The organism is Lysinibacillus sp. 1 U-2021 (assembly GCF_029916965.1).
Classification (GTDB): Bacteria; Bacillota; Bacilli; order Bacillales_A; family Planococcaceae; genus Lysinibacillus; species Lysinibacillus capsici.
In genome coordinates, this window is record NZ_CP123966.1 from 3,873,813 (window position 1) to 3,887,474 (window position 13,662).

The window sequence follows — 13,662 nt, forward strand, 5'->3', positions numbered from 1 at the left end:
AATTAATCCTTAAGCACTTCGTTTACGAATGAAGCCCAACCTTCGATAGCTAATTCGTTATATATCGCTTTTTTTTCGATAAAAACTGATTGATTTGAGATTATTTTGATAAAAATTTCTTTTAGTGCTATCGCATCTTCTGGAGGGAAGAATACAACTTTATTGTATGTGCCTAAAGTTTCGTAAGCATAAGGTAAATCAGCTAGAATTAATGGCAGTTTGTAAGATTTAGCTTCAGTAATAGGCAATCCCCATGTTTCTAACTTTGATGGAAAACAAACAATATCTACTTCTGAATATAATTTTTCCATTTCATCCTTACTTTGAACCCCGATGAATTTTGTATTTTTTAAATCCTTATATTTTTCATATAAGCTTTTTGAATATTTATTTTCACTACCGTCAAATGTTAATATGAACTCAATACGATCAGTATATTCTAAATCTTTTGCCACTTGTAAAATAACTTCGAAATTTTTAAATACTCTTGGTATTGATGGATAAAAAACTTTTATTTTTCCATTTTCTGGACAAGTAAACTGCCATACATTATCAATTTTATCTTGTTTATCGATATAAGGACGAACAACTTTTACATTAGTGATTTTATATTTGTCCTTAAATTGTTCTGCAATCCAACTTTGTTGAACAAAAACCGTATAGTTTGATTTGATATTAATACGATATAAGGTATCATAAAAAAAATTAAAAAGAAAAAACTTCCAATCAAAATATAAATCTTTCGCCCGTACTCGTTTTTTGTAGAACGGACTTGGGTTATGACAATATACAAATTGTTTTCCATGAGATATTTTCGCTGAAATATCATGCATGCACAACCAATAATCAGGGAGCAATCTTTTGGACAGGATGTTCGAAATAAAAAATTCAAACCATAATCGCTTAATCCAACTTTTTTTCACTGTTGGAACGGCAATTAACTTAACATGCTTAAAAGATTCAAATAATTTCTTATCATGAACTAAAGCTATAACTGAAACATCAGTACGTCTATCCAATTCATTTAATAGATCTCTAACAACAGTTAATGTACCACCTAAAGTTAGATTTACAGCAGAGACGATAATTTTCTTTTTCATAAGAGACATAATACATTATAAATTCGTACCGGACATAACTTCATATTTTTACGAGAAGAAATAACAAACATAATGAATACATTTTTTTATTACCTACAATAATACTTTTGAGTATACTTAATATAACTCCACCCCATATTTTCCGCCTCTCAGACTTTGCTTCCTCTAAATATTTTATATGTGCTTTCATATGGACAGCGTCTAGTTTTATTTTTCTATAATAATTAGGGAGTTTTTTCATTTTGAATAAAAAACTATTCGGCCTTCCACCAACTTGATTATTCTGATGCTGACGATAAAACGTGGATTTGAAATCATAATATATTAATTTCCCATATTTCATTGCTATAAGCGATAGCCAATGGTCATGCATCGACACATCGGAAGGTATCGGAAGGGCTATATTTAATAATTTACGATTTAATATAATGGAACAACCATAAATTGTTGAATGCCATAGTAAATTATTGTATTTAAGATTGTGCTTGGGGTTAAATTTATTTACATTATAATAACTATCCGCAATGATATTATCATCCCCATCAATGAGTGTTAAGTCAGTAAAAATCAAAACAGGCAAATCATTATCTAACTCTGCTGATTTCATTTCACATAACAATTTCTCAAGTTTATTATTTGGCCAAACATCATCCTGATCACACAAAATAATATGAGGTGCAGTCGTATGAAGTAACGCCTCATTAAAATTATTGACAACCCCATTTTTTTTTGATGTATTAACCAATTTTATTCGGCAATCATCTTTCATGCAATCTAAGATAATTTTCAGCGTATCGTCACTTGAACCATCATCACTTATAATCAATCGCCAGTTTGTATATGTTTGGTTTTGAATAGAAGCAATTTGTTTTTTTAAAAAATCACTTCCATTAAACGTCGCCATTGCTATATCGATCAACTTTTACCTCTTGACTCATAACACAAAATTCAAAATCTTGCTAACTATAACGCGTCAAAAACAGGTTGATTCTCATCTTTCTCCGAAAGAAGATATTTCCCATTCTTTGGCCAAACAATACCGATTTGTTTATCATTCCAAATGATGCCACCCTCATATTCTCTTGAATAATAGTTTGTCGTCTTATAAACAAACTCCGCAGTCTCACTCAGCACCAAAAAACCATGTGCAAATCCCTCAGGGATCCACAACTGGCGCTTATTCTCAGCAGATAAATTCACCCCAACCCACTTGCCAAAAGTAGGTGACGATTTACGAATATCAACCGCAACATCAAAAACCTCACCAACAACGCAACGTACCAATTTCCCTTGCGCATAAGGTTCTAACTGATAATGCAGCCCGCGTAAAACACCTTTACTAGACTTCGAATGGTTATCCTGAACAAATTCAACCTTACGTCCTACAGCTTCTTCGAATACTTTCTGATTAAAGCTTTCCATAAAGAAACCACGCTCATCACCAAAAACTTTCGGCTCGAAAATTAACACATCAGGAATTTCTGTTTTAATTACGTTCATTTTATTAATAACCTTTAATCATTTTCAGCAGATACTGACCATAAGCATTTTTTTTCAGCGGCTCCGCTAATGCTTTCACCTGTTCAGCATCAATAAACCCTTTACGGTAAGCAATTTCTTCTGGGCAGGAAACCTTTAGTCCCTGGCGCTCTTCAATGGTGGCAATGAAGTTGCTTGCTTCAATAAGACTCTGATGTGTCCCCGTATCCAGCCATGCATAACCACGCCCCATCATGGCAACGGATAAACGCCCCTGTTCCATATAAATACGGTTAATATCGGTAATTTCCAGTTCACCACGGGCAGAAGGCTTAAGGTTTTTCGCCATTTCGACAACGTTGTTATCATAGAAATAAAGCCCGGTTACCGCATAATTACTTTTTGGTTGTAGCGGTTTTTCTTCTAGGCTTATTGCCGTACCGTTTTTATCAAACTCAACGACACCGTAGCGTTCAGGATCATTTACGTGATAGGCAAATACCGTTGCACCACTTTCTTTGTTAACAGGTACGTCCATTAACTTCGGCAGATCGTGACCGTAAAAGATATTATCACCTAGAACCAAAGCACAATCATCACCACCGATAAACTCTTCACCGATGATAAATGCCTGAGCAAGACCATCTGGACTCGGTTGCACTTTGTACTGAAGATTTAACCCCCACTGGCTACCATCACCCAGCAGTTGTTGAAAACGAGGAGTATCCTGCGGCGTACTGATAATCAGAATATCGCGAATACCCGCTAACATCAGTGTAGAAAGCGGGTAATAGATCATCGGCTTATCATAAATAGGTAATAGCTGTTTACTGACAGCCATAGTCACAGGATAAAGACGTGTACCAGAACCACCCGCTAAAATAATACCTTTACGCGTTTTCATTTCATCATTCCTTTTAATTCATCTTGCTCCACCATCACGAACAAGATGCAAAAACTATGTCGGCGCATAGAGCTTCTTCTATTTCACCAGAAGTGCACAGCAGGGAACTACCAATCACACGGTTAGTGTCATGGGTGGAGGATGCGTCCCGTTCTTTCCCAATAACGGGGATACGCAGTTTTTATCAGTACATGCAGAAAAACCCCTAATTCACATCACTGCAGAAAGCATTTAATAGAAATATACATCGTTTAAGAATTTCAATTAAATCAAGATTATTCTTAAAAATCAGATAATTCACATTTGCATTTTTAGGAAATTATACTATAGTGCAATTAATGTTCTTGCCTTTATTTTGTAAGTAATACTGGATTTGTAATACACAACTAAGGTATAAAATGTAATGATCTACATTATAAATGATGAAGTAAGATTCAACTCATCATCTAATAAGTTAACATCACTCCTTACATCAGAGGAAGTGATACTCACTTATCCTGCGGGAAAATGCTTAAAATTACTTTTAGATAACGCTTATAGTGTCGTATCGCACAATCAATTCTTTGAAAAAGTCTGGAGCGATAGCAGCGCTGAAGTCGCAACCAATACTTTATATCAAAACATTTCGATGATAAGACGCTCCTTTCGTGAAATCAGCTCATCGACGATATTTAATGATATTATCAGAACGGTGCCGCGTAAGGGTTTTAAAATCAATGAAGAAATCAACATAACTGTTCTCGACAATAATCATACTGAGAATGAAAGTGTTGAGAGTGAAGAGGATGGTACCCACATTGAAAATATAAATAAAAATCATGTTGCAAAAGATATTTTCACCACAAAGAATACATTACTTATAGTGTACTTTTTTGCGGCATGGGGGATAGTGTATATATCTTCTTATTTTTTCGATATGGCTTTTCAAAGCAAAGCTCACACTATAAAAAAAACAGATGCTTTCTCAAATTATGCTCAACATCCTACTCAGGAAGGGTGTAGCTATTTCTATGACAATATATATTTTAATTCCGTAGACATGTTATCACCGATTATTGAAAAATTGCAGAAAATGGAAATTAACTGCAAAATACATCCTTACATTTACATTGCAACAAATGATAGCATGAGCGGGTTTTATGCTTTCACCTGTAGTCAGATGTTAAACTCTGAATCACCAAATAATTGTAATTCTCTCTATTATAAAGCGGAGTAATCATATGACTCAAAGATATTTTCTATTTGCGGGAATAATTTTATGTGCTTTTATTGCAGCAATTCTTAGCCATATTGCGTTTCATCATGCCAATGAACCAGCAGAGCAAAACATATCATGTAATGCCCATGTTATTAATTTCACCGATCATACGAAAATGGATCAATACTTTTCGTTAAATATGATTTCTGAAAATAATACAGGGAATATGTATCTCACGGGTGCTTACACGGTAAATGGGAAAAAAATGGGTTTCATCCGCCGATATGTGAGTTTTACATACAAGAAATTCCGTGATACCGTTTATTTCACCACAGTTAAAATACAAAAAATACAAAAAGATGATAACATTAGTGATGAAATCCTTGAAAATATCACTTCTGATTTTTTCATAAAAGTAGACACCTCAATTAATTTTTATGTTACACGTCAAAATGATTACAACTACGTATTCTCTACAGGCAGGACACCACGCTTCATATGTATTTCCCACTAACAGTAGTGTTGATCATTGCGCTTGTCATCAGATAATAACCTTCTGATGGCTTTGTTTATATTTTAAGGCAATAAAAAACATTCCATTATTGGTTAATTATTTATCTGTTTACATACCACTGATAAAACTCTGTCGCTTTCATTGGTTTTGCATATAAGTACCCCTGAACTAATGTCACGTTATTATGAATAAGATATTCCGCCTGGTGAGGAGAACTGACACCTTCTGCAATCGTTATCAAATTAAGTCGATTACTCAGCTTAATAATAATATCTAAAACTGGCGTTTCGTCTTCCGCTGTAGTGAGTGTGTCTATAAAGCTTTTATCTATTTTAAGATAATCAACAGACAACTTTTGCAGAAGGCCAAGGGAACAATATCCCGTGCCAAAATCATCAACTGCAAATTCACAGCCATGGATCCTTAATTCATTTATTTTCTGTAGTGCAAGATCAGTATCTTCAACCAGATTGCGTTCGGTAATCTCAAGAACAATGTTAAATTTATCAGATATTGCATTTTTAATATGTAAATACCACGATTAAAGGCATGGAAGCCATTCGAGGATTATATAAGAAAACCCGAAAAGAAGGCACTCTCTTCGGGTTTTCGGTCTGTACTGAAATCAAGGTATTATTGGGAATCCCAGCTTAAATCATAGATACCGTAAGGGATTTTATTCTTTATTTAAAACTTTGCAACAGAACCTTTGATTTTATACATAGCTGAATCAAAATCCTTTATAAATGATTCATCTCCATGGCAATTTAAAAATTTCCCTGCTGTAATCAATGCACCCACTTCCGCCGCTGTAAACATTACCGGCGGAAGTAGGAAGCCCTCTACAAGAAAATATCCTTTTCCGGCCTCAGATCCAATTGGTATTCCGGCTTCTTCAAGTGTCCGGATATCTCTGTAAACTGTCCTTAAGCTTATATTAAATCGCTGTGCAATTTCTTTGGCAGGAATTATTTTTTTTGATTGCAGCTGAATAAGAATAGAGGTTACTCTGTTAATCCTGTTCAAATTTTATTCCTCCTCTGTGACTTCCATAAAAAGTATATCCTATGCGTTCTTAAGCTAGCTGCTGTTAGTGCTTCTCATTGCACCCTGGTTATAAAAGCCATACTCACAAACCTCTTCACCAAAACTCTTTACATCTCTAATATAGAACTCTATCTAGGGGTCCCGAGCGCTTAGTGGGAATTTGTATCGATAAGGGGTACAAATTCCCACTAAACCAATGTTTCAAGGCCTATTTATTTTTTATATTCAATTCTCTTAAGTGTTTAGGAATAGATAACAAGTCAAATTTATACTCTCCAAGAAAAGTGATATGCTCCCAATTAATAGGAGATACATGCTTCATATACTTAGTTACTTCGGGATCTATTTTGACGAGATAATTATAAGCTGCTTGTAAGTAGACGGCGTTCCATATACTTATTGCATTTATTAACACATTAAGCGCACTAGCACTTTGAAGTTGTCGGCGAATATCGCGCTCCATAAATTTTCCGCGTCGCCCAAAAAATAGTTCTCTAGCTAAAGCATTAATCGCTTCTGTCTTATTTAGTCCATGAGTGATCCTTCGCCGTAGCTCACTATCTGTAATATAATCTATCATAAAAATGCTCTTTTCAATGCGACCTAGTTCTCTCAGTGCAAGAGCTACTCTATTCTTACGTGCGTATGAGCCTAGCTTTCCTAATAGTAAAGAACTAGATACTTTTCCTGTTTGAATCGAATAGGCGATTCGTTTAATTTCATCATAGTTTTCTTCAATAATTTTTACATTGATTTTTCCGCTTATATCTTCTGATAAGTTAGGGTAGTAGGAAGGTGATTTGATAGAAAATAATTGTGATTTTTTTATATTTCTGATGCGAGGTTCAAAATCAAAGCCTAGTAATGCGGTCATTCCAAACACCTGATCAGAATACCCATTTGTATCAGTAAAATGTTCCTCAATATCTAGATCTGTTTCATGATAAAGTAGGCCATCAAGGGTATGAGTAGCTTCCCTTGTATTAGTTGAAGCAACCTCGATATGATGAGTCGTATGCCTATCATTTATTGATCGAATCATTGTAGCTCCTTTTTCCATACTTTTGTAATGTGGATTAACATCGGATTTTAGAGCTGAGACGCCCACTGGGACGCGCATTCCGTCTGAAGCAGTGGTTTTTCCTTCACCCCAAAAGTCTGCAACAGGAAGCTTTAACTGATAATTAACCAAAACAGATTGAGCACGAGTCAGAGCTTCTTTATAAAAGCGCCATTGTTTGGCATTGGCTAACTGAGAATAAGAAATTCCAGGAGTTGATTGGGCCATTTTTTCAAGACCAATATTCATCCCTAAACCCAGCAAAGCAGCAAAAATAATTTTTCTTTCTTGTTCACTCGGCGGTTTCCCTGTAGAATCATGACTAAATTCTTGTGAAAAGTTGGTCCAACTGTCCACCTCAATTAAAAGATCACTAAGCCTTATCTTAGGAATTATTGAATAAAGTTTTTTTCTATATATTTCTGCTTCGCTAGGTGTAACTTTTTCCAACTTTTTAAGGTTTGCTCTTGAAATTCTCTTATCAACTGTCGAATAAAATTGAAGCTGTAAATCTAAAATTATTTCCCGATCCTTTAAATAGTCCTCAAACGTGTCTGGAATAGTTTCTGAATCAATACAAGCAGATAAATCAACTAAGTAATCATCAATATTTCGATGGATCATACTTCCTTCAACTGAAATATCTCCTGATCGAATATTGTTCTTTAGCTCGGTGAAAGCTACTAACTCATAGTAAGACCGATCTATTTTCCCCTCTTCTGGCCGAACAAGGCTTTTCCATTTTTTACTCACAAAATCAGTAGAAGTATCTGCCGGTATTTTTCTTTTACCACTATTGTGTAAATCAGTTAGTTGAGTTAGGGCCATGAGGACTGGATTTGCTGCCGGAGTTGCTTTGAACGAAAGGGTCCTCAATAACATTGGCGTGTATCTTCGGAGGTAATTAGCTTTATTTCGAACCATTTCTAAATAGCCATGATTTTTATTACCTGTAATTTTTTTAGCTTCTTCTCCATCTTGTACTAAATCTTCCCAAGGCATGATTCGTTCAATTTCGTCAAAAGGATTACTATCATTATCTTTTGCAAAGTGAAGAGCATCAATTAAAGAAGCATAATGTTCCAATTTTTTAGTAGCCAATTTTCCTTTTTCTTTTAACTGTTCTTGTGAATCACGTGTCCCTTTGCGTTTAATACTTGCTAAAATGCGGTCATTAATCTCAATCAGTTGATCGATCAGATATTGATGATGATTGACTAAAAAAGCAATAAGTAAAGAGTATCTTTTTTCAAGCTCAAAACGGGAGAAGTCATATGCATCATAATTTTCCCCTAGTCTAGCTAGCTGAAGAAACCTGTTCCGATTAATATGGGAGACATTAATTGTCCCGAGTCCCATGGAAGCAATCACTTCCACTTTTTTACAAATACTCATAAAGCTTTCTGGATTTGCCTTACCTGGAATGTCTTTTAGCCAAGCGAGTTTAGTTATTTTCGTCTCTTCATAAATTTGAAACAAACTCTCTAGTTTTTCAATTTGTATATCTGTTAATGAACAGAGTAATATTGAAAATAAGTTGTTTTCTGCTTTATCTCGACAGCGGCTTATAATGTCTTCAAGTGTAGCTATAGATGGAAAAATAATTCTTTTTCGAGTTAAGAAATCAATTGTTTTTTTCATTAGATAGATAGAGTCATCATTTTCTAAAGCTAGTTCAATTAAATATTCTATTAACTGTTTTTGTGTATTAGCACTACCGAATCGATGATAGTTGAATACTTCTAAGATCTCGTTGAAGTGATTTGCACGTGTATTTCTATGATCATATGAATTTAAATCAATTGCATCAAGATGGAGCTGTCGACTCACATAAGAAGTTAGTCTGGTTGATTTAATCGGCCAATTACTTAAAGAACACCCAGGATACCGGGCCAAACAAAGTTGTATCGCAAATCCTAGTTTATTGACCTTTCCACGGTGTTGATTAATAACCTCCAGATCATAATCAGAAAAACTAAAATACGCTTTAAAATCCTCTTCTGATAAGTGGTCTACAGAAAGAAGTTGTTCACGCTGTGAAGTAGTTAAAATTCTTTTCATAGCCATATCTTAAGCATTCCTTTTATTGAGGTAACGGTAAAAGGTTGTTTTGCTTAATTTAGAGGCATCAAGAATTTGACGAATAGAATACTCTTTGCTGTCATACATTTTTAAAGCTAAATCAATTGATAGCTTACCTTTACTTGGACGGCCCCCTTTTTTTCCTCGGACTCTGGCTGCCTTAAGACCAGAGTTAGTTCGTTCAATAATAATATCCCGTTCCAGTTCTGCTAAACTAGCCATAACTCGGAAAAAGAATCTTCCCATAGACGTTGAAGTATCTACGTTATCTTGAATAGATATAAAATTGACACTAAGTTCTTCAAATAATTCAGAAAGTTCAATCAAATGTTTAGTTGATCGTGAAATTCGATCTAACTTGTAAATGACAACAGAATCTCCTTCACGTAGTAGGTTGATCATTTCTTCTAATTGCGGTCGGTCTTTTTTCGCACCAGTTACTTTTTCTTGAAATAATTTATCAATTCCATAATGAGTAAGTGCATCAATTTGTAAACTAAGATTTTGATCATCCGTACTCACTCGAGCATAGCCAAAAATCATAAAAAAACCTCCTTAATTTTATAATTTAAATGTACCATAACTCATTAAGTATAACTATATAGGAACTATGAAAAAGGAACGGATTTTGGTACTTGATTTACTTAAAAAACATTTAGAAAAAGCAGGAAAATGAAAAGGTACCATAAACGGTCGTTTATGGTACCATTCAAATTTATCCTTATTGTACAAAATAACAGCGAAATTTTTAAATCTATTCCTTATCGATACAAATTCCCCGTAGGCGCTAGGGACCTCTTTAGCTCCTTGGAAGCTGTCAGTAGTATACCTAATAATTTATCTACATTCCCTTTAGTAACGTGTAACTTTCCAAATTTACAAAAGCGACTCATAGAATTATTTCCTCCCGTTAAATAATAGATAACTATTAAAAATAGACAATACTTGCTCATAAGTAACGGTACTTAAATTGTTTACTTTGGCGTGTTTCATTGCTTGATGAAACTGATTTTTAGTAAACAGTTGACGATATTCTCGATTGACCCATTTTGAAACAAAGTACGTATATAGCTTCCAATATTTATCTGGAACATCTGTGGTATGGCGGGTAAGTTTTATTAAGACACTGTTTACTTTTGGTTTAGGATGAAAGCATTCCGCTGGCAGCTTAAGCAATTGCTGAATCGAGACTTGAGTGTGCAAGAGCAACCCTAGTGTTCGGTGAATATCCAAGGTACGCTTGTAGAATCCTTCTTCAACAATCAGATAGATGTCAGACGCATGGCTTTCAAAAACCACTTTTTTAATAATTTGTGTGCTTAAATGGTAAGGAATATTCCCAACAATTTTATACCTCTGTTTGTTAGGGAATTGAAACTGTAGAATATCTTGGTGAATTAAAGTGACACGAATGTTCAGTTTTAATTTTTCTGACGATAAGTTGAATAGATGACTGTCTAATTCAATAGACGTTACCTGTTTACTTATTTTAGCCAGTTTCGTCGTTAAATGCCCTTTACCTGTTCCAATTTCGTAAACGGTATCGGTTTCTTTTAAATTCAATTGTTTTATTATTTGGTTGAGTACTTTTTCACTCGTTAAAAAGTTTTGAGAATATTTTATATTTTTGTTCATGTAATCACTCCTGAAGTGATTACATCTATAAATAAATACAGAAGTTAAACGATTTGTTTGTAATTTTAGTTATCTGTTTAAAAAGTCATAAGATTAGTCACTGGTAGGAATTAATCTAACGTATTTATTTATCTGCGTAATCACTGTTTTTAGTCTGTTTCAAAACAGTAGATGTTTTATCTACATTACGCATTTGGAATACCAACATGACGAATCCCTCCTTCTTAATTACAAATTTTTAGCATCTAATTTAACTTCAATTCCTATTATACAAAATTTTAAGATAATGCACTATCAACACACTCTTAAGTTTGCTTCTAAGTCTTATTTCCATAACTTTAGGGTTAACCATACGCAAGACCAATCACTCTCGGACAATACTCATGATTTTAATGATAAAATCCATGTTAAACCCATAGATAAGAAATACACCTGCAATAACCGTTACCTGTTTGTGCCAATTTAAAAATGCACCACTTTTTTATAATTAAAACGGTTGAAAACTGTACCACTAATAACTCACAATAGAGAGATGTCACCGTCAAGTTAAATGTACAAAATAACAGCGAAATTTTTAAATCTATTTCTTATCGATACAAATTCCTCGTAGGCGCTCGGGACCCCAATAAGAAATGTAGGAGAAGATAAATGTAAAACCGTTACACCCGATAGAGGAAAAGAATTCTCCCAACATAGTCGAATAACGCTAGAATTAAATGGCACTAAAGTGTATTTTCCAGATCCACATGCCCCATGGCAACGTTGTACAAACGAAAATACTAATGGTTTATTACGAGAATATTCACCCAAAGGTGAAGATATTTCAGGTATTTTCAATAGTCAAATTCAAGAATGGGCGAATAAATTAAACACGCGACCACGGAAATGTCTAAATTGGAAAACCCCTTATGAAGTATTTTTTAATGAATCGTTGCACTTAATTTGACAATTGAAGCCATAAAAAAACCGCTCAAATCGACTTTCGTAAATCTGAACGGTTTTTTAGAAATTCAATTTTTAAGCGCCTTCTACCATATCACGGCGTTTGTATCCTAAATAGCCGACAAATAAGAAGACGATACTGATAACAGTAATTACTGCAAAAATCGTTCCATCAAATTCTTCCATCGGTAAGCGTGGAATCCAACTTTGAATCGCCGTTTTTGAGAACCAATCCGGCAAATCTAAGATTCCGCCGAAATAATTCAAAGCAAAGGAATAGCCTAGATAAGCATAGATTACTTTTCCAAATTTTGGCAACCAGCCTAACGCTAAAGCAGCCAAACCAATATAAAATAAGATGGAAGGGAGAAAATTGTATCCAGCAGCTAAGAAATCGGTCAGATCCATAGTCGATTCATTTTTCATCGCAGAAATCGCCGTTCCACCTAATCCCGCTGATGCTAAGCCAATGCCTACGACTCCAGCAAAAATAGCTAAAAATATCGTTGTCCAATATAATTGGCCTCGCGTAATCTTCGTTACATACAGTTGACTCAGATGCAGTCTTGTTTCTTCTGCAAATAATTTATTGACCACCGCGATTGGCAAGATTGTGACTAATCCAATCATTACCATCATGATCGTTGCCGTAAAGGATTCTTCAATGGAAACGCCAGATTGAGTGAACATTTGTTTCATCAGTTCATTTCCGCCAAGAAAGACTTGCATGTCTCCATAAATGGAGCCATACGCAGCTCCCATAACCACAAATGCGATCAGCCAACCAATCATTACTCCTTTATTAATCTTGAAAAACAAACCAGGTACAGAAAGTAGTGATTTCTTCGCCGTCGCACGTCCTTCTCGTTCAGGAAGATAACCTGCGCCCATGTCGCGATGTTCTTCCAACACAAACGCAAGTACGGTAAAAACAAGACTAAAAATCAAAGCAAATAATAATGGTAGCCAGTTATTTTTTGTGAAAGGATAGGTCAAGTAAATCCATCCCATTGGATTGAACATTGATAGATCAAGATTAGACACATCTGTTCCAGCGCGCACGATATACAAAAGTCCTATAAGACTTAATGTCGAGCCGGTTGCTCCAGTAGAAGTCGCCATAATCTGCGACATCACAAGTGCCAATACACCACCGATAATTCCCGCCAATGCAATTGATCCTCCGAACAAGAAAGCTCCTTCGGCATCAATCGTTTTTACACCAAAACTCATCATGAGTCCGCCGATTAAAAGACCTAATAAAAGATTGATCAACAGCATCTCACTGATAACAGCTAATGAATTGGCTTGTCGTCCTACTCGAAATGAGCGAACCAATTCAGTCAAACCTAATTCTTCTTCTTTTCGCGTGTGGCTCACCACATGAAGTGCTGAGATAATCATTGCGAACAATCCGCAAAACAGCAACATCTCTTGAGCATACATCGCTCCTAAAGTATAATCCGTACCTATTTTGATTGGTGTAGGTCCAACCATCGAGATCATCGCTGGATTTTGCATCGTTTCAAACATCCCTAAAAGACCTTGTCCTTTAGCAATCTCTTCAAATGCTGGTACATATGCTCCTGAGAACAAACCCAAACCTAAAACCCAAACAATTATTTTTTTCCAATCGCGTTTCACGTATTGAATGAACAATACGTTCCAACGCGCAAATTTTTCATTCATTTTCTTTTCCTC

Annotated in this window: 12 protein-coding genes and 3 pseudogenes; 3 read left to right on the forward strand and 12 right to left on the reverse strand. The window is 35.0% G+C overall.

Translation table 11 applies throughout. The features are described from left to right. Positions 1-2: 2 nt before the first annotated feature. The 4 genes from QH639_RS20460 to rfbA are packed head-to-tail and all read right to left on the reverse strand — an operon-like array spanning position 3 to position 3,483. Positions 3-1,100 carry a glycosyltransferase gene (locus tag QH639_RS20460; RefSeq protein ID WP_281115163.1) on the reverse strand — a complete coding sequence of 366 codons (1,098 nt, stop codon included), beginning with the start codon at positions 1,098-1,100 and terminating at the stop codon, positions 3-5. Positions 1,101-1,140: 40 nt separating this feature from the next. Continuing rightward, positions 1,141-2,019 (reverse strand): glycosyltransferase family 2 protein, encoded by an 879-nt coding sequence (locus QH639_RS20465; RefSeq protein WP_096149118.1) that lies wholly within the window; start codon positions 2,017-2,019, stop codon positions 1,141-1,143. Positions 2,020-2,063: 44 nt separating this feature from the next. Further along, the gene (rfbC, locus tag QH639_RS20470) at positions 2,064-2,600 is read right to left on the reverse strand and encodes a dTDP-4-dehydrorhamnose 3,5-epimerase (protein WP_096149117.1); all 537 of its coding nucleotides are present in this window, start codon (positions 2,598-2,600) and stop codon (positions 2,064-2,066) included. Positions 2,601-2,604: 4 nt separating this feature from the next. Further along, entirely contained in the window at positions 2,605-3,483 is an 879-nt protein-coding gene (gene rfbA / locus QH639_RS20475; RefSeq protein WP_096149116.1) for a glucose-1-phosphate thymidylyltransferase RfbA, read from the reverse strand. A 403-nt stretch (positions 3,484-3,886) separates the two neighbouring features. Between rfbA and QH639_RS20480 the strand changes: the two genes are divergently transcribed. Continuing rightward, positions 3,887-4,699 (forward strand): winged helix-turn-helix domain-containing protein, encoded by an 813-nt coding sequence (locus tag QH639_RS20480; protein WP_052953460.1) that lies wholly within the window; start codon positions 3,887-3,889, stop codon positions 4,697-4,699. A gap of 4 nt (positions 4,700-4,703) precedes the next feature. Continuing rightward, positions 4,704-5,195 carry a hypothetical protein gene (locus QH639_RS20485; RefSeq protein WP_000194264.1) on the forward strand — a complete coding sequence of 164 codons (492 nt, stop codon included), beginning with the start codon at positions 4,704-4,706 and terminating at the stop codon, positions 5,193-5,195. Positions 5,196-5,295: 100 nt separating this feature from the next. On the opposite strand, the gene QH639_RS26565 is transcribed toward QH639_RS20485, so the two are convergent. From QH639_RS26565 to QH639_RS20520, 7 genes and pseudogenes are all read right to left on the reverse strand, one after another. Next, positions 5,296-5,721: an EAL domain-containing protein gene (locus QH639_RS26565; RefSeq protein ID WP_481817331.1), complete on the reverse strand. Its 426-nt coding sequence runs from the start codon at positions 5,719-5,721 to the stop codon at positions 5,296-5,298. Between the two features lie 182 nt (positions 5,722-5,903). Further along, a pseudogene (locus tag QH639_RS20495) lies at positions 5,904-6,221 on the reverse strand (helix-turn-helix transcriptional regulator); the annotation flags it as partial. A 229-nt stretch (positions 6,222-6,450) separates the two neighbouring features. Then, positions 6,451-9,369, reverse strand: a complete 2,919-nt coding sequence (locus QH639_RS20500; RefSeq protein WP_001240982.1) for a Tn3 family transposase — start codon at positions 9,367-9,369, stop codon at positions 6,451-6,453. Between the two features lie 3 nt (positions 9,370-9,372). After that, positions 9,373-9,927, reverse strand: a complete 555-nt coding sequence (locus QH639_RS20505; protein ID WP_000576156.1) for a recombinase family protein — start codon at positions 9,925-9,927, stop codon at positions 9,373-9,375. A 354-nt stretch (positions 9,928-10,281) separates the two neighbouring features. Further along, complete coding sequence (erm(B), locus tag QH639_RS20510) at positions 10,282-11,019, reverse strand: 23S rRNA (adenine(2058)-N(6))-methyltransferase Erm(B) (RefSeq protein ID WP_001038790.1); 738 nt, start codon at positions 11,017-11,019, stop codon at positions 10,282-10,284. Between the two features lie 124 nt (positions 11,020-11,143). Continuing rightward, entirely contained in the window at positions 11,144-11,227 is an 84-nt protein-coding gene (locus QH639_RS20515; protein WP_001814874.1) for a 23S rRNA methyltransferase attenuation leader peptide, read from the reverse strand. A 48-nt stretch (positions 11,228-11,275) separates the two neighbouring features. Further along, a pseudogene (locus QH639_RS20520) lies at positions 11,276-11,359 on the reverse strand (MLS leader peptide); the annotation flags it as partial. 300 nt (positions 11,360-11,659) lie between these two features. On the opposite strand from QH639_RS20520, the pseudogene QH639_RS20525 reads away from it, so the two are divergent. Then, positions 11,660-11,965 (forward strand): annotated as a pseudogene (locus tag QH639_RS20525) (IS30 family transposase); the annotation flags it as partial. 71 nt (positions 11,966-12,036) lie between these two features. On the opposite strand, the gene narB reads toward QH639_RS20525, so the two are convergent. Further along, positions 12,037-13,650 carry an ionophore ABC transporter permease subunit NarB gene (gene narB / locus QH639_RS20530; protein WP_002333004.1) on the reverse strand — a complete coding sequence of 538 codons (1,614 nt, stop codon included), beginning with the start codon at positions 13,648-13,650 and terminating at the stop codon, positions 12,037-12,039. Positions 13,651-13,662: the final 12 nt, after the last annotated feature.

Bases quoted from the DNA above. Each gene is read 5' to 3' on its own strand.
- rfbC (WP_096149117.1), bottom strand. From the start codon at position 2,600: ATGAACGTAATTAAAACAGAAATTCCTGATGTGTTAATTTTCGAGCCG.
- QH639_RS20460 (WP_281115163.1), bottom strand. From the start codon at position 1,100: ATGAAAAAGAAAATTATCGTCTCTGCTGTAAATCTAACTTTAGGTGGT.
- QH639_RS20515 (WP_001814874.1), bottom strand. From the start codon at position 11,227: ATGTTGGTATTCCAAATGCGTAATGTAGATAAAACATCTACTGTTTTG.
- QH639_RS20500 (WP_001240982.1), bottom strand. From the start codon at position 9,369: ATGGCTATGAAAAGAATTTTAACTACTTCACAGCGTGAACAACTTCTT.
- rfbA (WP_096149116.1), bottom strand. From the start codon at position 3,483: ATGAAAACGCGTAAAGGTATTATTTTAGCGGGTGGTTCTGGTACACGT.
- QH639_RS20505 (WP_000576156.1), bottom strand. From the start codon at position 9,927: ATGATTTTTGGCTATGCTCGAGTGAGTACGGATGATCAAAATCTTAGT.
- QH639_RS20480 (WP_052953460.1), top strand. From the start codon at position 3,887: ATGATCTACATTATAAATGATGAAGTAAGATTCAACTCATCATCTAAT.
- narB (WP_002333004.1), bottom strand. From the start codon at position 13,650: ATGAATGAAAAATTTGCGCGTTGGAACGTATTGTTCATTCAATACGTG.
- QH639_RS20485 (WP_000194264.1), top strand. From the start codon at position 4,704: ATGACTCAAAGATATTTTCTATTTGCGGGAATAATTTTATGTGCTTTT.